Origin of the sequence: Paraburkholderia humisilvae (assembly GCF_902859855.1) — a bacterium.
Classification (GTDB): Bacteria; Pseudomonadota; Gammaproteobacteria; order Burkholderiales; family Burkholderiaceae; genus Paraburkholderia; species Paraburkholderia humisilvae.
The window spans coordinates 140,299-164,102 of the sequence record NZ_CADIKH010000002.1 but is presented as its reverse complement, the minus strand read 5'-3'; the positions used below and the strand labels follow the sequence as shown (position 1 = coordinate 164,102).

Below are 23,804 nucleotides of genomic sequence, written 5' to 3'. Positions count from 1 at the left end.
TCGAAGTGAGCTTCTGGAGCGCTCGCCAGTCGCTTCGCGGCCGCAGCGGCCCGCGCGAGCCGCTGCGAAGCGCGGTGTGCGCGTCAGGTCGCGATCAGCAGCAGTACGAGTCCGAGCGCCATCACGATCAGCCCGCCGATCCGGATATGGTGTGGGGGACGCTCCGCTATTCGACGAAACGTGTCACGCCACGCGACCGGAAACACAAAGGGGAACATCCCCTCGATGATCAGCATCAGGGCGATCGCGAGCAATAACGATCCGGCTATGTCCATTCGTATGAGGCCACCGCGATCCGGTTGCCGCGGCGTTTCCGTTTATTAATGTTTGTTGCGCGATGCCGCGGCGTCGCCCGGCATCGTCTCCCCGCCGTTCGGGCCGCGCATGAAGCGGAAGAAGTCGCTGCTCGAATCGACCACCACCACGTCGGTCGGCTTGAAGCTGTTGCGGTACGCCAGCATGCTTTGATAGAAGCGGTAGAACTGCGGGTCACGGCCGAACGCGTCGGCCGCGATCGACGCAGCCTTGCCGTCGCCGTCACCCTTGATCGTCTGCGCCTGCCGGTACGCGTCGGCGAGCAGCGCCTGCTGTTTCTGCGCCGCGTCGGCCCTGATCTTGTCTGCTTCCGCGGCGCCCTGCGCGCGCTCCTGGTTGGCGATCTGCTCGCGTGCGGCGATCATGCGCTTGTAGACGACATCGGTCATCGATGCGGGAAAATCGACGCGCGTCAGCTGCACATCGACCACTTCGACGCCGAGCGATGCCGCCGCTTTTTCCATGCCTGCGCGCGTGTTGTCGCCGACCGCCTGCAGGTTCGCGAGCAGTTCGGGTACGTTGGATTTCGCGAACGCATCGGTTAGCGCACCGCGCGAGATCAGTGCAAGCCGGTCCGGCAGGCTCTGCACGTCGCCCTTCGTTTCGGCGACCAGCTTCACCGGGTCGGTGACCTGAAACCGGATTACCGGGTTGACCAGCAGGTCGGTCTTATCGGCCGCTGTGTAGTGATCTTCATCAGGCGTGTCGAGCGTCTGGATGCGTGTGTCGACCAGCGTCACGGTCTGCAGCGGCGGCGGCAGCTTGAAATGCAGGCCGGGGCCGACGAGCGTCGGTTCGCCGTCGCCGCGCGCGGACAGCACCGCCATATGCCGTTGATCGACCGTGAACACCATCGACGATGCAACAAACAGCACGATCACGATTGCAATAACGAGCGCAATAATTCGGTTCATGGGTCGCGCTCCTTATTGCAAATCGTCGTCGCGACCGCGGCTGCGGAACGCATCGCGCGAGCGCAGCGGGTCGTTCGCGCCGGCTGGCTGGCTGGCCGGCGTCGCGGACGCGGGCGCCTGCGGCGCGGATGGCGAGGTCGGCGGCGCGACGATGATCGTGCCCGGTATGCCTTGCTGCAAAGACTGCACGCCCGGCGCGCTGGCTGCCTGCGGCGCACTGGCGCCCGCGCCATTCGCCGCGCCGGCCGCAGTGGCATTCGCCGCGGCCGCGGCCTCCGCCGCGCGTGCGCGGTTGTCAGCGACGAGCTTGTCAAGCGGCAGATACAGCACGTTATTACTCGCCTTGCTGTCGACGAACACCTTGGTGGTGTTCGAATAGATGTATTGCATCGTGTCGAGATACATCCGTTCGCGAATCACCTCGGGCGCCTTCGAGTACTGGGCGAAAACCTGCTTGAACCGTTCCGCGTCGCCTTGCGCCTGCGCGACCACGCGATCGCTATAGGCCTTCGCCTCGTCGATCAGATTCGCCGCCTGCGCCTGCGCGCGCGGCAGCAGGTCATTCGCATACGCTTGCGCGTCGCGCTTCGCGCGCTCGCGGTCCTGGCGCGCTTTCGCTTCGTCCTCAAACGCGGGCTGTACCTGCTCGGGCACCTGGGCGCTCTGAATCGTCACGCCGGTAACCGCAAGGCCGGTCTTGTACTGATCCAGCGAACGCTGGATCGCATCGGTCAACTGCTGGCGAATGGCTTCGCGGTCCTGATAAAGCACATCGTTCGTGCTGCGCGCGCCGACAATCTCGCGAATCGCGGCCTGCGCGGCCTGCGCGACGCTCTGTTCCGGATCGACGCTGCGAAACAGGTAATCGACCGGCTTGCGAATCTGAAATTGAACGGCGAAACGCACATCGACGATATCGGCGTCGCGCGTGAGCATCGACGCGTCTTTCACATTCGCGAGCCGCACGACATTGCTGCGGCCAACTTCGACCGAATGAATCTGCCCGATGTTGACGATCTCATGCGACTCGAACGGATACGGCAGGCGCCAGTGCACGCCTTGCTCGACCGTGCCGCGATACTTGCCAAATTGCAGCACGACGCCCGCCTGCCCTTCCTGGACGACGTACACGCCGCTGCCGAGATAGATCGCGATAAGCACGCCGATGACGATGCCCACGCCAATGCGCGCGCTGCGCCCGTTATCCGGCCGGCGCTCGCCACCGCCGCCCTTGCGGCCGAAGAAACGCGACAGGCGCCGGTTGAAGTCGCGCCACATTTCGTCGAGGTCCGGTGGACCATCACCGCCTTTGCCGTTCTGCGGACGCTTCGAATCGTTCGAACGTTGCCGGTCGCCATTGCTGCCATTGCCGTCTCCCCGGCCCCACCGCGGGTCGTTCAGCGACATCATGGCGCGCATTCGCAGCCAGATACTCCGTGGGTTGTATTGATTCACCTGTGTTCGTTCACCAGAGTAGACAGCGGATCGATGCCATTCGAAAAAGGCCAATGTCAATGCGGAGGTCAATGCGCAGGGTCAATGCCCGGGCTCGGCGACTCCACGGGGTTCGCGATGTTCTTCGTGAAGGTCTTCGTGGCGATCGGCATGGATGGCTTCCGGCCGGGGATGTTCGTCCGGCAGCAAACCGTCAGCACCCGAAAGATGTTCAGCAGTGGCAATTTCGGCGATGGCGGCGCGCAATGCATCCAGTCCCTGCCCGGTGCGCGCGCTCAAAAAGACGCGCGAAATATTACCATACTCGTCCCGCTCGACCGCTTCGCCACGGGCCGCCAGCTCAGGCACCGCGTCGATCTTGTTGAACACCAGCACCTGGCGGATCGTATCCGCGCCGATCCCCGCGAGCACCTCGTTCACCTGATCGATCTGATCGAGGCGCACCGCACTCGATGCATCGACCACATGGAGCAATAAATCGGCGTGAATCGTTTCTTCGAGCGTCGCACGGAACGCGGCCACCAGTTGGTGCGGCAACTCACGAATGAAGCCGACCGTGTCGGAGACCACCACCTGGCCAATCTCGCCGCCGAGATACAGACGCCGCGAAGTGGTATCGAGCGTCGCGAACAGCTGGTCGGCCGCGTACGCCTGCGCTTTCGTCAGCGCATTGAAGAGCGTCGACTTGCCAGCGTTCGTATAGCCGACGAGCGATACCGACATCGTGCGGTTGCGCTCGCGCGCGCGACGTTGCGTGCCATGCTGGCGACGCAGCCGGTCAAGGCGCGACTTCAGCATCTTGATGCGGTCGCCGATCAGGCGCCGGTCGGTTTCGAGCTGGGTTTCACCGGGGCCACGCAGGCCGATACCACCTTTTTGCCGCTCAAGGTGGGTCCACGCGCGCACAAGGCGGGTCGACAGGTATTGCAGCTGTGCAAGCTCGACCTGCAGCTTGCCCTCGTGGCTGCGCGCGCGCTGCGCGAAGATGTCGAGAATCAGGCTGGTGCGGTCGATCACGCGCCTGTTAAGCAGGCGCTCCAGATTGCGCTGCTGCGCGGGCGCCAGCGAGTGATTGAAGATAACGATGTCGATATCGTTCGCTTCACAGGCGACGCGTAGTTCTTCCGCCTTGCCGCTGCCGACAAAGAGCGCGGCATCCGGGCGCGAGCGGCGCCCGGTCACGGTCACGGCGGGATGGGCGCCCGCGCTTTGCGCGAGCAAATTGAGTTCTTCGAGACTGGCGACGAAATCGATCTTGCCGAAATCTATGCCGACAAGCGCTGCGTTGGTCAAATTGGCGGGTGTCAAAGTGGAAGCGGCCGAAGTGGGCGCTATGGGAGCGGCCGGTGCGGAACGCCGTCAAGCGGCGCGCGTCGACCGGCCGCGACGAGGTTTAGGACGTTTCGGCATCCGGGTGGAAATTCACCGGACGCGCAGGTACGACTGTCGAGATAGCGTGCTTGTAAACCATCTGGGTAACCGTGTTACGGAGCAACACAACGTACTGGTCGAACGATTCGATGTTCCCTTGAAGCTTGATGCCGTTCACCAGATAGATCGAGACCGGCACGTGCTCTTTACGCAGCGCGTTCAAAAACGGGTCTTGTAACAATTGCCCTTTGTTGCTCATAGCAAACTCCGTGTTTTTTTGCAGGTTGACTTAATTAACGGCGAAGAAAAAGAGATCCGCCGCCAATCGCTACACTATAGCCGATTTTCCTTTATGCGCGCTTTGCCTGGCCATTTGGTCTATTCCGCCCAAACCCAACGTGCACGGGGCTTTCAGCCCTTGTCCGCAAAAGGATTCGCAGACGATCGGAACTCTATTCGCAATGGAGTCCCAGTCAGCGCGAAAGTTTCCCGGAAGCGGTTTTCGAGGTAGCGTTTATAGGTGTCCGTCACCGCGTCGAGCGCGTTGCCATGAATCACGATGATCGGCGGATTCTGTCCTCCCTGGTGCGCGTAGCGCAGCTTCGGTCGCACCGGCCCCTTGCGGCGCGGCTGCTGGAACTGCACCGCGTCGATCAGCGCGCGCGTGAGCTTCGGCGTCGGCAGCTTCGCCATCGCGGCCGCGTAAGCCGCGTCGACCGAACGCATGAGCGGGCCGATGCCGGTCTTTTCCGCAGCCGAAATGAAATGGAACTTCGCGAAGTCGAGAAATTTTAGCTTGCGCTGCAAGTCGGCTTTGGTGCGCTCACGCACGTGCGCATCAAGACCGTCCCATTTGTTCACGCCGACCACTAGCGCGCGTCCCTGCTCGACGACGAAGCCCGCGATGTGCGCATCCTGGTCCGAGATGTCCTGCTGCGCGTCGAGCAGCAGGATCACGACGTTCGCATCGGTGATCGACTGCAGCGTCTTGACGACCGAGAACTTTTCGATCGCCTCGAACACTTTGCCGCGGCGGCGCAGGCCAGCGGTGTCGATCAGCGTGTACTTTTTGCCTTGCCGCTCGAAGTCGACGTAAATCGAGTCGCGCGTCGTGCCGGGCATATCGAAGGCAATCACGCGTTCTTCGCCGAGCAGCGTGTTGACGAGCGTCGACTTGCCGACATTCGGCCGCCCGACAATCGCGATCTTCACGCCGTGCTGCGCCTTTTCCTCTTCGGATTCTTCCGGCTGACCCGCGTAGGCGACGCCCAGCGCCTCGCCGATCATCTCCGCGACGCCATCGCCGTGCGCGGCCGAGATCGCGCGTGGGTCGCCGAGACCTAACTCGTAGAAGTCCGCGGCGACCGCGCTGTACTTCATCCCTTCGGCCTTGTTCACCACGAGGAAGATCGGCCGGCCGGTCTTGCGCAGATAGTCGGCGATCACCTTGTCCTGCGGCGCGAGACCGTTGCGGCCATCGACAATAAACACGACGATGTCCGATTCCTCGACCGCCTGGCGCGTCTGGCGCGCCATCTGATGCAGGATGCCCTCTTTCGCAACCGGCTCGAAGCCGCCGGTATCGACAACCAGATACGGCCGGTCGCCAACGCGCCCTTCGCCATAGTGACGGTCGCGCGTGAGCCCTGGCAGGTCGGCGACGAGCGCGTCCCGCGAGCGCGTGAGACGGTTGAACAGGGTGGATTTCCCCACATTGGGGCGCCCGACGAGGGCAATAACGGGTTTCATCTGATGTTGTTCACTGTGAAGCGCGGACTGGTCAATCGGGATTCATCGCGGCCGATATGGCCGACCAGGCACGCGCTGCGACGCTGCCGCCGCACGGCATTCGCCGTCGCATTTCATTTGTCGCAAATTAGCACGAATTCCGCCCGCGCCGGATGCGCGACCGGTGTGGACGGGTTAGGGACACAGCGGGCTCGGTAGGCCGGGCTGGCCTCTGGCGCGGCGCCGGCGTCGGCGCCGCTCGAAAGCATCGATATATCAGCGCGGCGTGCCGTTTGGCTCATCGAGCAGGTTCGCGTCGACCCCGCGCTATTCCTATGCGTCGCGCGCTTGCGGAAGCGGGCGCCGTCGAGGTGTGCCAGCCTTCGCGCAAAGCGGCACACGGTACTGCTTGAATACGGTTTTGCATGTCGTGCCGGCATACCGTACCGATACAACATTCCGACATCCCGGGACTGATGTCGCGCCGCGCCTGAACCTTTGCTGCTAGTTGCCCAGCGCGGTCATCCCGATCTGTTCGTTCCTGCAGCCGAGTCAAACCGCGCCCATTCAGCGCGGCCGGAACCCGTACAGATTGCCGTCGTGCGTCTGCACGACGAGCGTATCGCCCGCGAGCACCGGCGCCGCGGTAATCGCGCTGCCGTCCGTTTTCATGCGCGCAATAAATGAACCGTCGTCGCGCGACAGGAAGTGCACGAAGCCGTCGTAGTCCCCGACCACCACCGCGTGGCCGAGCAGCGCCGGCACGCTGACGTCGCGGCTTTTCAGCTGGTCGTTATGCCATAACTGCTTGCCGCTCGTGGTATCGAACGCCGATACGATCGACCAGTCGTCGCCGCCCACCACCACCTGCTCATCCTGGGCAATCCCGCTTGTGCTCGAAAAGACTTTTTCCCACAGCGCGCGCCCCGAGTTCGCATCGAAGCAGCCAAGCTGCCCCTGGAACGTCACCGCGCAGGTTTCGGCGCCGACCAGCGTCGGCGGCCCAGTCACATCGTTGATCCGCTCGACTTCGGTCACGCCCTTCGGATACGACACCGGCGTCTGCCAGAAAGCGTCGCCGTTTTGCACATTGATGGCCGCGAACTGGCCGCCCGGGAAGCCAGCCAGCACGGCCGCATCACCTGCGAAGATCATGCCGGCCGACACCCGCAGGTTCAACGGCACCGCGCGGTTGCGGAATACCCAGCGCTGCTCGCCGGTTTGCGCATTGAACGCGACGATCTGGCCGTCGATCGTGCGCACGACCACCAGGCCATTCCCGACGAGCGGCGGCGACAGGATTTCGCCCGGCGCCTTGCCGTTCCACAACTCCTTGCCGTCCGGCCCCAGCACGTACACCTCGCCCTTCAGCGCGCCGACTGCCGTCAGATTGCCGTCGGAACCAACGCCCGCCGACAGGTCGCTCTTGAGCTTCGTACGCCAGATGTCGTTGCCGGTCTTCGCATCGATTTTCGCGACCGAGCCGTTCGCGCCCGCCACGTACACCGCATCGCCGACCGCAACCGGCGAGAACAGATAGCGCCCGGCCTTGCCGACACTCGCCTTCCACGTCTGCTGCACGTCGAGCACGGGCTTGAATTCGGTAAGCGGCGTCGGCACGCGGCGCTCGTCTTTCGACGACGAGCACGCCGCCATCGTGAGCACGACGAGCGTGCATGCGACGGGCAAGGCGTAACGTTTCAGCAGATTCATCGGTGAACGAAGCATGTCTGGTTTATAGATTGGAGTGAAGGCGCAGCGTCGCGCACGGCGCATGTGACGCTTAACCGCCCAGCGCGTCGAGCTTGAATTGAATCAGCTGGCGCGTCGAAAGATCGTTCTTCGGCAGCGAGTCGAGCGCGAGCTTATACGCCGCGCGGGCGTCATCGCGCTTGCCTTGCGCGGCAAGCAGATCGCCGCGGCTATCGGCGACCACGCCCTTGAAGGCGTCCGACTGCGGCTGATCGAGCAGCGCGAGCCCCGCGTCGTAGGCCTTTTCATCAAGCAGCAGGGAAGCGAGACGCAGCTTCGCAATCTGCTTGAATTCGTCATCTTTCGCGTGGTCCGCCGCCCATTGCAGTTGCGCCTTCGCGCCGGGTTCATCACCGGCCTGATAAAGCGCCTTCGCAGCCGCAAGCGCGCTCATCTGTGCGTAAGCAGTGCCGCCGAACTTGTTTTCCATGTCGGTCGCCATGCGCGTGACCAACGCCTTGTCAGCCTTGTCGCCGGCCGCGGCCGCCTGCTGCAGCTGGTCGTACAGCACCGCTGCCCCGGCCGCCTGATGGCGCTGCCAGTAGTTCCAGCCGTTCCAGGCCGCCGCCGCGACGACCGCCACCAGCAGAATCCACGTGGTCGCGTTGCCCCAGCGCGCCCACCATGCCTTCACGCTTTCAATTGATTCCTGTTCGTCGTGGTAACTCATCGCGAAGCGATTCCTTCCTTGTCGATGTCTTAGCTGTTTTCAACTGTTTTTGACCATTCTGGCCGCGCAAAGCGGCACAAAATCGCGCGATCAGTCGTCCCCGTCGTCGGAGGACGCAACCATCGCATTGATTAGAAATTCGGTCAAGTCTTCGGCGGGCACGGTTTGTTGTTCGCTTTTCGCGCCCTTTGCGTCCGCGGCGCCGATGTCGCGCAGCGGCTTCACGCCGACCGTGCCGTTAGCGATCTCGTCCTCGCCGAGAATCACCGCGTAAGCCGCGCCGCTGGCGTCGGCACGCTTCATCTGCGATTTGAAGCTGGCCGGCTGACCGTCCGCGCTGCAATGCAGGATCACATCGAGCCCCGTGTCGCGCAGGCGTTCCGCGATGATAAACGCCTGGTCGCGCGCGGCGTCGCCCTGATGAACCACGTAGACGTCGCAGCCTTCTTCCTCCGGCACGAGTTGTTCTTCCTTCAACAACTCGAGAATGCGCTCAACGCCCATCGCCCAGCCGCACGCGGCCGTCGGCTTGCCGCCCAGCTGCTCGATCAGCGGATCGTAACGGCCGCCGGCGGCGACCGTGCCCTGCGCGCCGAGCTTGTCGGTGATCCATTCGAACACGGTCAGATTGTAGTAATCGAGACCACGGACAAGCCGCGGATTGATCGTGAACGGAATGTTGTTCGCCTTCAGGATTCGTTGCAGCCCTTCGAAGTGCGCGCGCGACTCGTCGCCGAGAAAATCGATCAGCTTCGGCGCATTGCGTGCGACTTCCTGGAGCGCCGGATTCTTCGTGTCGAGCACGCGCAGCGGGTTCGTGTAAAGACGTCGCTTCGCATCTTCGTCGAGCACGTGCTGGTGCTTCTCGAGGTACGCGATCAGTTCGACGCGATGCGCCGCGCGCTCGTGCGCCACCCCCAGCGAATTGATTTCGAGCTTGATGCCGGTGAGGCCGAGGTCATCCCACAGCCGCTGGCACATCAGAATGATTTCCGCATCCGCGTCCGGCCCCGTGAAACCGAGCGCCTCGACGCCGACCTGATGAAACTGCCGATAACGCCCGCGCTGCGGCCGCTCGTGGCGAAACATCGGCCCGACGTACCAGAGCCGCTTCGGACCGTCGTACAGCAGGTTATGTTCGATCGCCGCGCGCACCACTGCGGCGGTGTTCTCCGGGCGCAGCGTCAGATTCTCGCCGTTTAGCGCGTCGGTGAAGCTGTACATCTCTTTTTCGACGATATCGGTCACTTCGCCGATACCGCGTGTGAACAACTGTGTGTGCTCGACGATCGGCGTGCGAATGTTCTGGTATCCGTACGAACGGAGCATCGACTTCACGGTCGACTCAAAAAATTCCCACAACTGCGCTTCCTGCGGCAGGACATCGTTCATGCCCTTTACACCGGACAGCTTTTCGAGCTTTTTCTTCGGTTCAGTCATCTGAATTCGATTGGCAGATATTTAGCTGAGCGCTTCGGTGCGGCCGTAGCGGCGCTCGACATAGTCGCTCACGATTTGCTGGAATTCTTCGGCAATGCGCTCGCCGCGCAACGTCTTGACCTTTTCGCCGTCGATGAACACCGGTGCGGCCGGGTTCTCTCCGGAACCCGGCAAGCTGATGCCGATATTCGCCTGCTTCGACTCGCCCGGTCCGTTGACGATGCAGCCCATCACTGCGACGTGCATCTTCTCGACACCCGGATACTGATCGCGCCACACCGGCATCTGCTGACGCAGATAGGTTTGAATCTGCGACGCAAGCTCCTGGAACAGCGTGCTCGTCGTGCGGCCGCAGCCCGGGCACGCGATCACCATCGGCGTGAACGAGCGCAGGCCCATCGTCTGCAGGATTTCCTGGCCGACCACCACTTCGCCGGTGCGCGACGCACCCGGCTCCGGCGTCAACGAAATGCGGATCGTATCGCCGATGCCCTGCTGCAGCAACACGGACAACGCGGCCGTCGACGCGACGATGCCCTTCGAGCCCATGCCCGCCTCGGTCAACCCGAGGTGCAACGCGAATTCGCAGCGACGGGCCAGTTCGCGATACACGGCGATCAGGTCCTGCACGCCGCTGACCTTGCACGACAAGATGATCTTGTGACGCGACAGACCGAGCTCGACCGCACGCTCAGCCGAGCCGATCGCCGACTGGATCAGCGCCTCGTACATCACGCTTTGCGCTTCCCACGGCGAGGTGCGCGCAGCGTTCTCATCCATCATCTTCGCGAGCAGATCCTGATCGAGGCTGCCCCAGTTGACGCCGATGCGCACCGGCTTGTCATATTTGACCGCCGCGTCGATCATCTGCGCGAACTGCGTATCGCGCTTCGCGCCCTGGCCGACGTTGCCCGGATTGATCCGGTACTTCGACAGCGATTCCGCGCACGCGGGATAGTCACGCAACAACAGGTGACCGTTGTAGTGAAAGTCGCCGATGAGCGGTACGGAAACGCCCATCCGGTCGAGTTGCTCGCGAATCGCCGGCACAGCCGCGGCGGCCTCCGGCGTATTGACCGTAATACGCACGAGCTCCGAGCCCGCCTGCGCAAGTTCCTTGATCTGGATCGCGGTGCCGATCGCATCGGCGGTGTCGGTGTTGGTCATCGACTGTACGCGCACCGGCGCGTCGCCGCCGATCGTCACGAGGTTGCCGCCCCAACGGACATCGACCGCGTGCGATGTGCGGCGCGCCGCATGGCCGCCGAAAATCGGTTCAGACGAGCAAATTTGACTGGTGGTGGATTGCATGGGATCGGAGTGCATCGATAAACCCGCCATTGAAGGCTACGCCTTGAAATCTTGACTTGGAGCCTGCTGCAGAAGCGGGCTATTGAAATCTGCCGTTGAAACTCGCTGTGAAACGATCGCTGTAAAACAACTGCTGTAAAACAACTGCTGTAAAACAACTTTTGAACGGGGCGGCGGCGTTGTTTCGCCGTGCCCGCATGCCCGCTTTGTACCACCATGCAATGCCGTATGCATCGAGCGTAGCGCACGACACGAGTCGCCTCGCAGCGGGGCGCCGCGGGCCGAACGGCCAGCGGCGCTGTGTCAGCCGATCAGGGCAATGCGAAGCGTGCCACATTCCCCTTTGCCGACGCATATTTCGCCGGATCGACCGGCTGACCATCCAGCGTCATCGATTCGAGGCCGGCCTTGTTGCCGATCGTCACCTTGAATGGCCCCGCGCCGTTCACTTCCTTGCTGTCGCCTGCATGCACGAGGCCGGAGAACACTTCCTTGCCGTCCTTCTGGCGGATGCTGAACCAGCTGTCCTGCGTGACCTTGACAACCACCGTCGACGAGCCGACGGGCGGGGTCTCGGTGGCATCGGCCGCGTCTGCGGAAGCCGGGTTCGCCATCGCGGCAGTTGCTGCTGTCGCCCCGCTGGCGGGTACAGCGGTGTTATTGGCCGTGGCGGTCGCCGGCTTCACTGCGCTCGATGCGTTCGGCGCAGTCGGTGCGGCCGCCATCGTCGCCGGCGTTTGCGCCTGCTCACTCTGTGAAGCCGATTCTGCGGCGCCGGCAATCTGTGCACCCGATGCCTCAGCGTCAGCACTATCGGCCGGCTGCACCGTCGTCGCGCCTTGCGCGACCGTCGCGGCAGCGCCGCTCGCACTGCCCGCCGCGCTTGCGTGGGTCGAACCCGAACCGCTCGCGGTCGCCTTCAGACGCGCAAGCCAGGCGCCCGAATCGCCGCCATTCGTGTGCCACATCGCCAGCGCGATCAGGGCGACCACCACCGCCGCCACGCCCCACAGCCATGAACGGCGTCGCGGCCCGCTGTTACCCAGCGACAGCGACACCTTGCCACGCGGCAAATCGGCGCCGGCCGACGCAGGCATGGTCAGGTCCGGAGCCGGTACGCCACGCTCGCGGCGCAGCGCCTGCGTGTAGGGTGCCGGATCGGCGCCGAGCATCTTCGCGTAGCTACGCACCACGCCGAGCGCAAAGGTCGTATCCGGCAAATAGCTGAGATCGCCCGCCTCGAGCGCGCGCAGTTTCGTCACCGAAACTTTCAGCCGGGCGGACACATCCTCGATCGACCAGCCTTTCGCTTCGCGTAACTGAGTAAGACGCGCCCCGACCGATGCAAGCGACTCATTACCCACCTGCACAGCCGGCTGCAGCGCAGCGGGAGCGGCTACCGGCGTCGGACGGCCGGCATGTCGATCGGTGTCGTGCGGTTGCGGGTGCTGCGGCTCACTCATCCCAAATCCTTTCACGTCGATTCTTTTTTGTACGTTCCGTCTGCGCCGCTCGTGCGAGCCGGAATCGCAAACCGTTTATAACAAAATGTGCGGCCCTGTGCGCAGGTTTGTATGCGGAATCTGCGGACTCGTGTGCAAATTCGTCCGCGGCCTGTCGGCCCGCTTTCAATCGCACGTGTCTCGCGCCTTCCGCGCTGCGCACATCAACTGCACTTCTTTCGCCGTCGTTGCCCGCGCCCTGCGTGGGCCGGCCCCTACGGTCACACGGCACGGACTTCGATAACCTTCGCCGCCTTCCCCATACGATCAGCAAGCCGCGTGCGATCCTTGACCGCACCGGCCAACTGGCCGCAGGCAGCGTCGATGTCGTCGCCGCGTGTCTTGCGCACTGTCGTGACGACCCCTGCGTCGATCAGCACGTGCGCGAACCGCTTGATCTGTTCCTGTTTCGAGCGAACCAGCCCGGACTCGGGGAACGGATTGAACGGAATCAGATTGAACTTGCACGGCACGTCGCGCGTCAGCGCGAGCAGTTCGCGCGCCTGTGCCTCGCTGTCGTTGACGCCGTCCAGCATGCAATATTCGAAAGTAATGAAATCGCGCGGGGCGACCTGCAGATACCGCTGACACGCCGCCATCAACTCGCGCAGCGGATACTTTTTGTTCAGCGGCACCAGCCCGTCGCGCAGCGGGTCGGTCGGCGCATGCAGCGAAACCGCGAGCGCAACCGGCAAATCGGCGGCGAGGCGGTCCATCATCGGCACGACGCCGGAGGTGGACAGCGTCACGCGCCGCCGCGACAGTCCATATGCGTTGTCGTCGAGCATCAGGCGCATCGCGGGAACCACCGCGTCGTAGTTCAGAAGCGGCTCGCCCATCCCCATCATCACGACGTTCGTGACGACCCGCTCGCCCTTACCGTCGCCACCTGCCGCGCGCCCGCCGTCGACGCCCAGCGACGCGCGTAGCGCAAATTCGGCCATCCGCAACTGGCCAATAATCTCGCCAGTGGTCAGATTGCGCGAGAAGCCTTGCTTGCCCGTCGAGCAGAACCGGCAATTCACCGCGCAGCCGGCCTGCGACGACACGCACAGCGTGCCGCGGCCTTCTTCCGGAATGAACACGGTTTCAACGGCGTTGCCGTTGCCGACGTCGATCAGCCATTTGCGCGTGCCGTCGGCGGAAATGTGGTCGCTGACAATTCCGGGCATCGTGATCGACGCGCGGGTCTTCAGCTTTTCGCGCAGCGACTTCGCGAGATCGGTCATCCCGTCGAAGTCGGCCGCGTTGTACTGGTGGATCCAGCGTTGCAACTGCTTGGCGCGAAACGGCTTCTCGCCGAGGCTGCCGCAATACGCGACAAGCCCTTCGGCGTCGAGATCGAGAAGGTTGACGGTGGGACTGCTCGTCATATCGAATCCTGCCATTCAGTGCGAGACTGCATTCATGCAACAAGCTGCATGAACGCTTCTGCCGTTCGCGCCCGCTCCTGCTGCTTTGTTACTACACGACTGCGGCTTAGCGCGAGTAAACGTTGACTTCCGGAAAGAAAAACGCGATTTCGCCACGCGCCGTTTCGGCCGCATCCGAGCCGTGCACCGCATTCGCATCGATGCTGTCGGCGAAATCGGCGCGGATCGTGCCCTTGTCGGCCTTCTTCGGATCCGTCGCGCCCATCAGTTCGCGGTTCTTCAGGATCGCGTTGTCGCCTTCGAGGCATTGCACCACGACCGGACCGGAAATCATGAATTCGACGAGATCCTTGAAGAACGGACGCTCGCGGTGCACGGCGTAGAACTTCTCTGCGTCGGCACGCGACAGTTGCACCATGCGCGATGCAATGATCTTCAAGCCCGCGTTTTCGAAACGGGTGTAAATCTGGCCGATCACATTCTTGGCCACGGCATCCGGCTTGATAATCGACAGAGTGCGTTCGATCGCCATAAAAACTCCAAAAAATTAAGAAGTTACAAATTCAAATGAATCCGCTATTGTAGCATGTTCCAGGGTATGATTGCGATTGAACCCTTACAATATTGAAAGACTCAAAGCAGAGTACCCACCGCTCCTTACGGTTACCCGGCAACGGCATCGCAATCGGTGCGGCATGCATTGAAACTCCTGTGCGCCGCGCTTATCTTAAGGTTGGTGGGTCGAGTGACTGGCGGCAAACCCGCCTGCCGGCACCGTAGAATAGACATCGCAAACCACTGAGCAACATTGCGTCTGACGCAAGGAGAAACCATGAACGAGTACCCCTATAACTTTGGCCGCGGCGGCGCCGTCACCTCGGCCGAAACACGCAACCGTGTACTGCGCAACACCTACTGGCTGCTCGCGCTGTCGATGGTGCCGACGGTGCTGGGCGCGTGGGTGGGCGTCGCCACGGGCTTCTCGCTGTTCGCCGCCACCAGCCCCGCGATGAGCATGCTCGCGTTCTTCGCGATCGCGTTCGGCTTCATGTTCGCCATCCAGAAAACCAAAGACAGCTCGGTCGGCGTGTTCGTGCTGCTAGGCTTCACGTTCTTCATGGGCCTGATGCTGTCGCGCCTCTTGAGCTTCATCCTCGGCTTCTCGAACGGTCCGTCGCTGATCATGCTCGCGTTCGGTGGCACCGGTGTGATCTTCGCCGCGATGGCGACGATCGCCACGGTCAGCAAGCGCGACTTCTCGGGCCTCGGCAAATGGCTCTTCGTCGGCGTGATCGTGCTGCTGCTGGCAATGGTCGCGAACATGTTTCTGCATCTGCCGGCGCTGATGCTCACGGTGTCGGTGCTCGCCATCGTGATCTTCTCGGCGTACATGCTGTTTGACGTGCAACGCATCGTCAACGGCGGCGAAACGAACTACATCACCGCCACGCTCGCGATTTACCTCGATCTGTACAACGTGTTCGTCAACCTGCTCGCGCTGCTCGGTATTTTCGGCGGCAACCGCAATTGACATAACGGAAAGCCAGCGGCGGCGTACCGCGTCACGTAGTCACTCGCGAATAACCTGCGCCACCGCCTGTCCCTGATGGACAAAACGCCCGTGACGACAAATCGTCACGGGCGTTTTTACATTCGGAGTGGAATTCGAAACGCGGCGTTCAGAGGGTCAGCCAATCGAAACCATTGTCTTGCGATGCGACCACGACGTCGGTAACCGCCGCGCCCAGACCAGCGGCCATCGCCGCCTGGGCCAGCTCCGGCAGATTATTCTGCTGACTCAGATGCGCTGCGACCAGATGACGCAACCGCGACCGGTCGAGCGAAGCCAGAATGCCGGCCGCCGCATCGTTGTTCAGGTGGCCGTGATTACCGCCGATGCGCGCTTTCAGCGACGCCGGATACCGGCTCGCAGCCAGCATCTCCACATCGTGATTGCATTCGAGCATGAGCGCGTCGCAGCCGCTTAATACGGCGCTGATATGCGGCGTCGATGTGCCGACGTCGGTCAACACGCCAAGCCGCGTCGCGCCGTCCGAGAACACATACTGCAACGGCTCGCGCGCGTCGTGCGGAACCGTATAAGGCAGCACGCTCAGATCGCCGATCGCGACCGCCTCATCCCCCCACAGCACGCGCAATTCGACCTCCGCGTCGTCGGCGCCGACCGCGCGGGCCGTGCCCCAACTCATGTACAGGGGAAGCGACCACTTGCGCGCAAGCGTCAGCGCGCTGCCGATATGGTCGCTGTGTTCGTGAGTGATGACGATGGCGGAAAACGGCGCGGCGTCGAGACCGAGCCGCGCGAGCCGCCGTTCAACTTCCTTCGCCGAAAAACCGCAATCAAGCAGGATGCGGGTGGTGGTCGTGCCGCTGTGGGCTTCGACAACAAGGGCGTTGCCTTCGCTGCCGCTGCCCAGACTGGCGAATCGCACGGCCGCGTTAGTTCAGCTGTGCATGCAGCAGCGACACGATGCGCTGCGCGTCCGACGACGTGTCGACTTGACCATTCGCGTCGACCACCGCCACCTGCGTCAGCGTGTCGCCCTTCGGGCGGACGTTCACGAGGAATTCCGGGCTCGGCTTCTTCGAGCTGCCGCTGAAGAACTTGCCAAAGAGTCCTTCGCGCTTCACTTCCTGCAACGAATCGGCGTAGCGGACATAGTAAATGCCCTTCTCGCGGTCGCGATTGTCGACGGTGAAGTTGGTGCGATCGAGCGCGAGACCGACGCGCAGCCATGCGCGGTCGAACGATTCAGGCAAATCAAGCGTCGTTTCGCCTGCCAGCTGCGCGCTTGCGGCCGCCGGCCGCGCGTCGGTGATCAGTTGCTTCGATTGCGCGTCGGTCAGGCCGAACTTCTGCATCAGCTTCGCGAGGAACGCCGCTTCGAGCGCCGGATCGCGCGGCCGCTCGACCCACTTCGACCCGGTCTTGTCCATCCCCGTCAGCACTTCTTCCATCGCGCTATGCGTGATCGAGATATCGGTCGCGCCATTCGCATCGCGCGAAATCAGCGTGCGGAAGCTGTCGCGCGTGCCCGACGAGTACGCAAAATCGATCACGCGGCCGATCGTGCGGCGGAACCAGTCATCGGGAATATTCGCGCGATTTTCGGCCCAGTCGGTCGTCATGATGCCGGTGGCCGGCGCATCCGTCTTCAGCGAGAAGCCGTTCTCCTGCCAGAACTCCTGCAGCTGCGGCCACAGCTGATCGGGCGTGCGTCCGTCGACCACCAGCCAGCGGCGGTCACCGTCGCGCTCGATGTGCATCCCGAGCGGATCCTGTGTACTCGGCACGCCTTCGGTCAGATTGCCGGCCTCGGTCTTCGCGCGCTGTGGAGCGCCGCCGAGCGCAGTGCCAACCGCTGGCGCCTCATAACGCTGATCGATCTGTGCAGCGGTCAGGTCACTCGGCACCGCGAGCGGTGGTGCGCTCGGCGTGTCCTTGTAGTTCACCCGGTCCGAGGCGAGCATGTCGTTCAGCGACTCGCAGCCGGCGAGCGCCGACACCGCAAGCGTCAACGCCGCCAGACGCGTTGCGTGGAGGGAAAAAGCGGAACGTTTCATGAGGTCCTTCGTGAAGCTGGAACGCGCTGCCTGGTTCGGTGCCCGAACGTGGGCGTGATCGTCATGGTTAAACAAGATGCCGGGTCTACCGGTATCGCAATGGCCGGGAGCGGCCGGCATCGCGAGCCTGCGCATTGCGCAGCACAGCTCGCGACAGGGTTCGCTTTATCCCAGCAGTCCCGCTTCGCGCATCGCCGCGAGCACCACTTCGTGGTAGCGCGCGTCGAGCGGTGTCAGAGGTAAACGAATGCCGCCTTCCATGCGGCCCATCTGCTGCAGCGCCCATTTCACCGGAATCGGATTCGATTCGATAAACAGGTTCTTATGCAACGACAGCAGTTTCAGGTGAATCTCTCGTGCGGTTTTCGCGTCGCCGTCGAGCGCCGCCTTGCACAGTTGCGCCATCGCACGCGGCGCAACGTTCGCCGTGACCGAAATATTGCCGTGACCGCCGAGCAACATCAGCGCGATCGCGGTTGGATCGTCGCCGCTGAAAATCGCGAAATGCGCGGGCGCGGCCTTGATCAGGTTCGCCGCGCGATCGATATTGCCGGTCGCTTCCTTCACGCCGATCACGCCCGGCACCTGCGCCAGACGCAGAATCGTCTCATTCGACATGTCCGCAACCGTGCGGCCGGGCACATTGTAAAGGATCAGCGGCAGGTCAACGCTTTCCGCGATTTTCGCGAAATGGCGATAGATGCCTTCCTGCGTCGGCTTGTTGTAGTACGGCACAACCTGGAGCGTCGCATCGGCGCCGACTTTCTTCGCCTGCGCGCTCAGTTCGATTGCTTCGGTGGTCGAATTGCCGCCGGCGCCGGCGATGACCGGAATCCGGCCGGCTACGTGCTCGACCGCGGTCTTCACCATCAGTACGTGCTCTTCGACCGACAGCGTCGCCGACTCGCCGCTCGTGCCCACAACGACGAGACCGCTCGTGCCCTCTTCGATGTGCCAGTCGATCAGTTTTCGGAACGCCGGCAGGTCGAGGCTGCCATCTTCGTGCATCGGGGTGACGATGGCAGGGATACTGCCGCGAATCCGAATACTATCGTTGCGCGCACCGTACGTGCTGCCGGTGCCGCCCTGGGTCACGTTTGCCATTGAACTCGATGAATTGACTGGATAAACCGGGATTGTAGCGGATTAGCCGGCCAAATCGTAACGCGGGGGAACCAGCAGGTTGGACTCAAAAGCAACACTTTCCGGTTCGTGTGGCAGCGCGCCGCGCGATTCCCTTACTGCGCAGACGCGCTGGATGAAAGCCGGACGCGGATCGGCAAGAAATCCGTCCTGGTACGCGATCACTCGCAACTGCCCGCGCACCTCGTCGAGAAGTTCGCCGGGTTTCAGCAGAAAATCGGGGTTCGATGGTTTGCCGACCGTCTCATTGCCCTGCGCGAACGTCTCGTAGATCAGCACGCCGTCTGGCGCGAGCGCGCTCAACAACTGCGGAAAAAGCGGCCGATGCAGGTAGTTCGTCACGACGACCGCCGCGAACGTGGCATGGGCAGCGAGCGGCCACGCGGCGTTTTCGATATCCGCGGCGACGATCGCGATATTCGGCTCGTCGCGCATGGTCACAAGGGCGGCGAAATCGCGATCGATCGCGGTAACCGCATGGCCGCGTGCGGCGAACCAGCGCGCATGGCGTCCGGCGCCCGACGCGACATCGAGCACCGCGCCGCCCGGCGCGACCAGGTGGGTCCAGCGCCGCACCCAGCGGGACACGTCCCCGAGCCCGTGCGGCGTGCGCTCGCCCACGCGAGCGCTGTTCCCACTCATACCGGCACCGTCGACGAAAAACGCGCGCGCATCAGTTGTACGACAGCCCCATCGCCTCGCGCACGTCGCGCATCGTCTCGGTCGCGAAACGGCGCGCCTTGTCGCAGCCGTCCGCGACGATCGCACGCAGCAGCGACGGATCGTCCATGTACTTTTGCGCGCGTTCGAGCATCGGCTGCTGCTCGCGCAGGATGCCTTCGATCACCGGCTGCTTGCATTCGAGACAACCGATGCCCGCCGAGCGGCAGCCCTTCTGCACCCATTCGTGGGTCGCTTCGTCGGTATAGACCTGATGCAACTGCCACACCGGGCATTTGTCCGGATCGCCCGGATCGGTGCGTCGCACGCGAGCCGGATCAGTCGGCATCGTGCGGACTTTTTTCGTGATCGTCTCCGCGTCTTCACGCAGGCCAATCGTGTTGCCGTACGACTTCGACATCTTCTGTCCATCGAGGCCGGGCATCCGCGACGCTTCCGTCAGCATTGCCTGCGGTTCAACGAGAATGATCTTGCGCGAGCCTTCGAGGTAGCCGAACAGGCGCTCCCGATCGCTCATCGACAGACTCTGCGACTCCTGCAGCATCGCTTGCGCTTTTTCGAGCGCTTCGTTGTCGCCTTCCTGCTGATACGCGTTGCGCAACTCGTGATACAGCTTCGCGCGCTTGCCGCCGAGCTTCTTCGCGGCGTCCAGCGCTTTCTCCTCGAAGCCCGGCTCGCGGCCGTACAGATAGTTGAAGCGGCGCGCGATTTCGCGCGTCATTTCGACGTGCGGCACCTGGTCTTCGCCGACCGGCACGAGCGAGCCCCGATACAGCAGAATGTCAGCCGCCATTAGCACCGGATACCCAAGAAACCCGTACGTCGACAGGTCCTTGTCCTTCAGCTTCTCCATCTGCTCCTTATAGGTCGGCACACGTTCGAGCCAACCCAGCGGCGTGCTCATACCGAGCAGCAGCGCGAGTTCCGCGTGTTCCGGCACCCGGCTTTGAATAAAAAGCGTCGCCTGCGCCGGGTCGATGCCCGATGCGAGCCAGTCGATCAACACTTCCCAGACGTTCTTTTCGATCACCTCGGGCGTTTCGTAGTGCGTCGTCAGCGCGTGCCAGTCGACGACGCAGAAAAAGCATGGGTATTCGGACTGCAGACGCACCCAGTTTTTCAGTACGCCATGGTAGTGGCCGAGGTGCAGCGAGCCGGTTGGGCGCATGCCGGAGAAAATTCGGTCTGGGTACATGGTTTGATCAGAAAAGCGAGACGAGAGGGGTCAGGATTGCGGTCACGGCATCGTAGCCGAGACTGACGAGCGGCCGCAGCCAGAATTTCGTCAGCGTGCCGGTCAGCACAAGCGCCATCACGATGAAAAAGCCATACGGCTCGAGGCGCGCCAGCATGATCGCCGGCCGTGTCGGCAACAGCGCGGTCAGTACGCGGCCGCCGTCCAGCGGCGGCAGCGGAAACAGGTTCAACACGCCCAACACCAGATTGATGCCAACACCGGCCGACGCCATCCGCGTGAAAAACGGCTCGTCGACATTGAACGCGGCCAGCGCGACGCCAAACACGCCCCATACAAGCGCCTGAATGAAATTACACAGCGGCCCGGCGAGCGCGACCCACAGCGAGCCCCAACGCGGATTGCGCAGATTGCCGAACGCGACCGGCACCGGCTTCGCATAACCGAACATGAACGCACCGCTCGTCGCGAAATACAGCAGCAACGGGATCGCGATCGTGCCGAGCGGATCGATGTGGCGCATCGGATTGAATGACACGCGGCCAAGCACGTAAGCGGTATTGTCACCGAGCATGCGCGCGACGTAACCGTGCGCAGCCTCGTGCAAGGTGATCGCGAACACAACCGGCAGCGCGTAGACGACGATGGTTTGTATCAGGGAAGCATTCATAGCGCGGCTATTGTAACAACGCGGCTGCCCGCGTCTGTCCGGTTTGCGTCATTACTTTCGAATTGTCCGCAGTCATCGCCGTTGATCGTTCTGGTTGGCCGGTTTCCACGACTGCGTGCGCGCCCGCGTCAAGCCGGCTGCTCGAGGCCGAACGGCGCCAGACTGCCGCGGCCGGCGCGCACCAGCACCGGCTCTTCACCAGTCAGGTCGATCACCGTCGACGGTTCGCACGGGCATGCGCCACCGTCGATCACGAGATCGATCTGCTGTTCGAGACGCGCACGGATCTCTTCAGGATCGTTCAGCGGCCGGGTCTCACCGGGCATGATCAGCGTCGTGCCGAGCAGCGGCTGGCCGAGTGCTTCGAGCAGCGCAAGCGTGATCGCATGATCCGGCACGCGCAGACCGATCGTCTTGCGCGACGGATGCGACAGGCGGCGGGGCACTTCCTTGGTCGCTTCGAGCACGAATACGTACGGGCCAGGCGTGACCGACCTGATCAGCCGGTACTGACGGTTATCGACCATCGCGAAGCTCGCGAGCTCGGAGAGATCGCGCACCAGCAGCGACAGCAGCGCCTTTTCGTCGAGGCCGCGGATGCGGCGCAAGCGTTCGGCCGCGTGTTTGTCGTCGAGGCGGCAGCCGAGCGCATAGCTGGAATCAGTCGGCAGCGCGACAAGACCGCCGCCACAGACGATCTGCGCAGCCTGCTTGACGAGGCGCGGCTGCGGATTGTCAGGATGAAGCCGGAAGTATTGGGACATGGTGGCAGGCGGTTCGGAAGACTGGGAATCCGGCGGGTCACGCACCGTGCGTGCCCATCCGGCAAGGACGTCACAACCAGCGTTCCCAGACCGGCTTCAGGTCGGACGGCAGCGGCGGCAGGCTGCCCAGTTCGACGCGTCCTTCACCGGCCGCGTGAAAATCGGAACCGCGCGACGCCTCGAAACCGAAGCGGCGCGCCACATCCGCGTATTCGCGATACTGGTCCGGTGTGTGACTGCCGGTGACCACTTCGATCGCCTTGCCACCGAGGTCGATGAATTCGCCAAACAACGCGTCGAACTCGACCGGCGTGTAGTCGTAGCGCCCCGGATGCGCGATGATCGCCTCGCCGCCTGCGATCTGGATCCACTTCACCGCGTCGGCCAGCTTCGCCCAGCGGTGCGCGATGTAGCCCGGCTTGTCGTCGGCGAGATAGCGGTCGAATGCTTCCTGCGTCGACTTGCAGTGACCGTTCTCGACCAGACAGCGCGCGAAGTGGGTACGCGAGATCATGTCCGGATTGGACGCGTGTTTCAGTGCGCCTTCGTACGTGTCCGGAATGCCGAGCGCGGCAAGCTGCTCGCCCATCGCCTCGGCACGCGCCGCACGACCGTTGCGGGTGCGCTCGAGGCCGTCGACCAGCGCCTGGCAGGCGGGATCGACATGCAGACCGACGATATGAACGGTCCGCGACGCCCACGTCACCGAAATCTCGACGCCGCACAGGTAATCCATGCCCAGTTCGTGCGCGGTATCGCGCGCTTCAACCTGGCCGCCGACCTCGTCGTGGTCCGTCAGCGACCACAGCGTCACGCCGTACGCATGCGCGCGGCGCGCAACGTCGGCTGGCGCGAACTGACCGTCGGAGACGGTGGAATGGCAATGCAGGTCGGCGTTCATCACTGTCTTAAAAAGGTTGTCCGACCATTTTACTGCAATGCACTAAGTGCACGCAGGGGATTTGTGAACGTCTTGGCCGACCGGCCTGAACGGAAGTCCGAGCCGTGTCCCACTTTCTCGGACATCGATTTTTATGCGCAAAAACTCATGCGCAAAATGCCTCGATCAGCGCCGCGATCTGTTCCGGCTGATCGTGATGAATCATATGGCCGGCATCATCGACAATCTTTTCGCGCCAATCGGGAAACGCGCGAAAACGAGCCTTGAATTCGTCGAGCGGGATGTCGCCGGCGAGGCTCGCCAGCGTAGGCGAGCCGGCCGCCTCGACGTGGAGCACCTTCGCGTGCACCTGTGCCCATACGGCCATCACCTCGTCGATACGATACAACTGCGGGCTACGGATTTTGTGCGCGGGATCCGCGAGCAGCATGAAGCCGCCCTCTCCGTCCGGTTTTGACCAGTGCTGCGCGAGAAAGCGCGCGCGCCGCCGGTCAAGGCGCGCGTTGTTCGCGATCAGGCGCGCCGCGACATCGTCAAGCGACGCGTAGTGGCGCAGCTGCGGCGGCTCGCGCATGTCGTCGAGCCAGCCGCGCAAACGCCGCGGCGCCTGTGCGGCATGCGCAGGCGCAAGACCGAAACCTTCGAGATCGACGACGCGCCTGACTCGCTCAGGGCGCACGCCCGCATAGAGACATACGACGTTCGCGCCCATGCTGTGGCCGACGAGATTCACGGCACCGGACGGCGCATAGTGATCGAGCAACGCGTCGAGGTCCGCAAGATACTCATGGAACCCGTAGTGACCACCGCCTTGCGTCGCAACCGGCCAATCCGACAGGCCGAAGCCGCGCGCATCCGGCGCGATCACGTGCCAGTCTCCGGAGAGCGCGTCGACGACGAACTGGAACGACGCCGCCACATCCATCCAGCCGTGCAGCATGAACAGCATCGGCGCGTCGGCGCGGCCCCAACGGCGCACGTGCAGTCGCACGCCACGCACGGAAACGAATTCGGAACGGGATTCAGTCATCGGC

At 63.1% G+C, this 23,804-nt stretch carries 23 protein-coding genes; 1 reads left to right on the top strand and 22 read right to left on the bottom strand.

Annotated features, from left to right (window positions below; translation table 11 throughout):
• Positions 1-83: 83 nt before the first annotated feature.
• The 13 genes from HV796_RS02430 to ndk all read right to left on the bottom strand — a co-directional run bounded on the left by HV796_RS02430 (position 84) and on the right by ndk (position 14,363).
• On the bottom strand, positions 84-275 hold the full coding sequence (locus HV796_RS02430) for a DUF2065 domain-containing protein (protein ID WP_175224816.1): 192 nt from the start codon (positions 273-275) through the stop codon (positions 84-86).
• Positions 276-320: 45 nt separating this feature from the next.
• Entirely contained in the window at positions 321-1,229 is a 909-nt protein-coding gene (gene hflC, locus HV796_RS02425) for a protease modulator HflC (RefSeq protein ID WP_175224814.1), read from the bottom strand.
• Positions 1,230-1,241: 12 nt separating this feature from the next.
• A complete protein-coding gene (hflK, locus tag HV796_RS02420) occupies positions 1,242-2,684 on the bottom strand; it encodes an FtsH protease activity modulator HflK (RefSeq protein ID WP_175224812.1) in 1,443 nt (480 codons plus the stop codon).
• Positions 2,685-2,765: 81 nt separating this feature from the next.
• Positions 2,766-3,992 carry a GTPase HflX gene (gene hflX, locus HV796_RS02415; RefSeq protein ID WP_175224810.1) on the bottom strand — a complete coding sequence of 409 codons (1,227 nt, stop codon included), beginning with the start codon at positions 3,990-3,992 and terminating at the stop codon, positions 2,766-2,768.
• An 85-nt stretch (positions 3,993-4,077) separates the two neighbouring features.
• Entirely contained in the window at positions 4,078-4,314 is a 237-nt protein-coding gene (hfq, locus tag HV796_RS02410) for an RNA chaperone Hfq (RefSeq protein ID WP_035930711.1), read from the bottom strand.
• A 152-nt stretch (positions 4,315-4,466) separates the two neighbouring features.
• The gene (gene der, locus HV796_RS02405; protein WP_175224808.1) at positions 4,467-5,804 is read right to left on the bottom strand and encodes a ribosome biogenesis GTPase Der; all 1,338 of its coding nucleotides are present in this window, start codon (positions 5,802-5,804) and stop codon (positions 4,467-4,469) included.
• Positions 5,805-6,350: 546 nt separating this feature from the next.
• Positions 6,351-7,496: an outer membrane protein assembly factor BamB gene (bamB, locus tag HV796_RS02400; RefSeq protein ID WP_175224806.1), complete on the bottom strand. Its 1,146-nt coding sequence runs from the start codon at positions 7,494-7,496 to the stop codon at positions 6,351-6,353.
• Between the two features lie 70 nt (positions 7,497-7,566).
• Positions 7,567-8,205 carry a tetratricopeptide repeat protein gene (locus tag HV796_RS02395; protein WP_175224804.1) on the bottom strand — a complete coding sequence of 213 codons (639 nt, stop codon included), beginning with the start codon at positions 8,203-8,205 and terminating at the stop codon, positions 7,567-7,569.
• A 90-nt stretch (positions 8,206-8,295) separates the two neighbouring features.
• Positions 8,296-9,645, bottom strand: coding sequence for a histidine--tRNA ligase (hisS, locus tag HV796_RS02390; protein ID WP_175224802.1), 1,350 nt, complete (start codon positions 9,643-9,645; stop codon positions 8,296-8,298).
• Positions 9,646-9,666: 21 nt separating this feature from the next.
• Positions 9,667-10,971, bottom strand: a complete 1,305-nt coding sequence (gene ispG / locus HV796_RS02385; RefSeq protein ID WP_175224800.1) for a flavodoxin-dependent (E)-4-hydroxy-3-methylbut-2-enyl-diphosphate synthase — start codon at positions 10,969-10,971, stop codon at positions 9,667-9,669.
• Positions 10,972-11,267: 296 nt separating this feature from the next.
• Positions 11,268-12,419: a helix-turn-helix domain-containing protein gene (locus tag HV796_RS02380; RefSeq protein ID WP_175224799.1), complete on the bottom strand. Its 1,152-nt coding sequence runs from the start codon at positions 12,417-12,419 to the stop codon at positions 11,268-11,270.
• A 260-nt stretch (positions 12,420-12,679) separates the two neighbouring features.
• On the bottom strand, positions 12,680-13,831 hold the full coding sequence (rlmN, locus tag HV796_RS02375; protein WP_175224797.1) for a dual-specificity RNA methyltransferase RlmN: 1,152 nt from the start codon (positions 13,829-13,831) through the stop codon (positions 12,680-12,682).
• A gap of 106 nt (positions 13,832-13,937) precedes the next feature.
• Positions 13,938-14,363 (bottom strand): nucleoside-diphosphate kinase, encoded by a 426-nt coding sequence (ndk, locus tag HV796_RS02370; RefSeq protein WP_175224795.1) that lies wholly within the window; start codon positions 14,361-14,363, stop codon positions 13,938-13,940.
• A 300-nt stretch (positions 14,364-14,663) separates the two neighbouring features.
• Between ndk and HV796_RS02365 the strand changes: the two genes are divergently transcribed.
• On the top strand, positions 14,664-15,362 hold the full coding sequence (locus HV796_RS02365) for a Bax inhibitor-1/YccA family protein (RefSeq protein ID WP_175224793.1): 699 nt from the start codon (positions 14,664-14,666) through the stop codon (positions 15,360-15,362).
• A gap of 148 nt (positions 15,363-15,510) precedes the next feature.
• Here HV796_RS02365 and HV796_RS02360 read toward each other — a convergent pair whose 3' ends face one another.
• From HV796_RS02360 to HV796_RS02320, 9 genes are all read right to left on the bottom strand, one after another.
• Entirely contained in the window at positions 15,511-16,284 is a 774-nt protein-coding gene (locus HV796_RS02360) for an MBL fold metallo-hydrolase (RefSeq protein WP_175224791.1), read from the bottom strand.
• A 7-nt stretch (positions 16,285-16,291) separates the two neighbouring features.
• Positions 16,292-17,416 (bottom strand): outer membrane protein assembly factor BamC, encoded by a 1,125-nt coding sequence (gene bamC / locus HV796_RS02355; RefSeq protein WP_175224789.1) that lies wholly within the window; start codon positions 17,414-17,416, stop codon positions 16,292-16,294.
• A 165-nt stretch (positions 17,417-17,581) separates the two neighbouring features.
• Positions 17,582-18,520: a 4-hydroxy-tetrahydrodipicolinate synthase gene (gene dapA / locus HV796_RS02350; protein WP_175224787.1), complete on the bottom strand. Its 939-nt coding sequence runs from the start codon at positions 18,518-18,520 to the stop codon at positions 17,582-17,584.
• 42 nt (positions 18,521-18,562) lie between these two features.
• The gene (locus tag HV796_RS02345; protein ID WP_175224785.1) at positions 18,563-19,201 is read right to left on the bottom strand and encodes a class I SAM-dependent methyltransferase; all 639 of its coding nucleotides are present in this window, start codon (positions 19,199-19,201) and stop codon (positions 18,563-18,565) included.
• 31 nt (positions 19,202-19,232) lie between these two features.
• Positions 19,233-20,435 carry a tryptophan--tRNA ligase gene (locus HV796_RS02340; RefSeq protein WP_175224783.1) on the bottom strand — a complete coding sequence of 401 codons (1,203 nt, stop codon included), beginning with the start codon at positions 20,433-20,435 and terminating at the stop codon, positions 19,233-19,235.
• A 7-nt stretch (positions 20,436-20,442) separates the two neighbouring features.
• A complete protein-coding gene (locus tag HV796_RS02335; protein WP_175224781.1) occupies positions 20,443-21,105 on the bottom strand; it encodes a site-2 protease family protein in 663 nt (220 codons plus the stop codon).
• A gap of 128 nt (positions 21,106-21,233) precedes the next feature.
• On the bottom strand, positions 21,234-21,869 hold the full coding sequence (locus HV796_RS02330) for an L-threonylcarbamoyladenylate synthase (protein WP_175224779.1): 636 nt from the start codon (positions 21,867-21,869) through the stop codon (positions 21,234-21,236).
• Between the two features lie 70 nt (positions 21,870-21,939).
• On the bottom strand, positions 21,940-22,770 hold the full coding sequence (locus HV796_RS02325; protein ID WP_175224777.1) for a 3',5'-nucleoside bisphosphate phosphatase: 831 nt from the start codon (positions 22,768-22,770) through the stop codon (positions 21,940-21,942).
• 145 nt (positions 22,771-22,915) lie between these two features.
• On the bottom strand, positions 22,916-23,800 hold the full coding sequence (locus HV796_RS02320; RefSeq protein ID WP_175224775.1) for an alpha/beta fold hydrolase: 885 nt from the start codon (positions 23,798-23,800) through the stop codon (positions 22,916-22,918).
• Positions 23,801-23,804 lie beyond the last annotated feature (4 nt).

Coding starts and splice junctions, on each gene's coding strand:
- HV796_RS02430 (WP_175224816.1), bottom strand. CDS start 275: ATGGACATAGCCGGATCGTTATTGCTCGCGATCGCCCTGATGCTGATC.
- hflC (WP_175224814.1), bottom strand. CDS start 1,229: ATGAACCGAATTATTGCGCTCGTTATTGCAATCGTGATCGTGCTGTTT.
- hfq (WP_035930711.1), bottom strand. CDS start 4,314: ATGAGCAACAAAGGGCAATTGTTACAAGACCCGTTTTTGAACGCGCTG.
- der (WP_175224808.1), bottom strand. CDS start 5,804: ATGAAACCCGTTATTGCCCTCGTCGGGCGCCCCAATGTGGGGAAATCC.
- bamB (WP_175224806.1), bottom strand. CDS start 7,496: ATGAATCTGCTGAAACGTTACGCCTTGCCCGTCGCATGCACGCTCGTC.
- HV796_RS02395 (WP_175224804.1), bottom strand. CDS start 8,205: ATGAGTTACCACGACGAACAGGAATCAATTGAAAGCGTGAAGGCATGG.
- hisS (WP_175224802.1), bottom strand. CDS start 9,645: ATGACTGAACCGAAGAAAAAGCTCGAAAAGCTGTCCGGTGTAAAGGGC.
- ispG (WP_175224800.1), bottom strand. CDS start 10,971: ATGCACTCCGATCCCATGCAATCCACCACCAGTCAAATTTGCTCGTCT.
- HV796_RS02380 (WP_175224799.1), bottom strand. CDS start 12,419: ATGAGTGAGCCGCAGCACCCGCAACCGCACGACACCGATCGACATGCC.
- rlmN (WP_175224797.1), bottom strand. CDS start 13,831: ATGACGAGCAGTCCCACCGTCAACCTTCTCGATCTCGACGCCGAAGGG.
- ndk (WP_175224795.1), bottom strand. CDS start 14,363: ATGGCGATCGAACGCACTCTGTCGATTATCAAGCCGGATGCCGTGGCC.
- HV796_RS02365 (WP_175224793.1), top strand. CDS start 14,664: ATGAACGAGTACCCCTATAACTTTGGCCGCGGCGGCGCCGTCACCTCG.
- bamC (WP_175224789.1), bottom strand. CDS start 17,416: ATGAAACGTTCCGCTTTTTCCCTCCACGCAACGCGTCTGGCGGCGTTG.
- dapA (WP_175224787.1), bottom strand. CDS start 18,520: ATGGCAAACGTGACCCAGGGCGGCACCGGCAGCACGTACGGTGCGCGC.
- HV796_RS02345 (WP_175224785.1), bottom strand. CDS start 19,201: ATGAGTGGGAACAGCGCTCGCGTGGGCGAGCGCACGCCGCACGGGCTC.
- HV796_RS02340 (WP_175224783.1), bottom strand. CDS start 20,435: ATGTACCCAGACCGAATTTTCTCCGGCATGCGCCCAACCGGCTCGCTG.
- HV796_RS02335 (WP_175224781.1), bottom strand. CDS start 21,105: ATGAATGCTTCCCTGATACAAACCATCGTCGTCTACGCGCTGCCGGTT.
- HV796_RS02330 (WP_175224779.1), bottom strand. CDS start 21,869: ATGTCCCAATACTTCCGGCTTCATCCTGACAATCCGCAGCCGCGCCTC.
- HV796_RS02325 (WP_175224777.1), bottom strand. CDS start 22,770: ATGAACGCCGACCTGCATTGCCATTCCACCGTCTCCGACGGTCAGTTC.
- HV796_RS02320 (WP_175224775.1), bottom strand. CDS start 23,800: ATGACTGAATCCCGTTCCGAATTCGTTTCCGTGCGTGGCGTGCGACTG.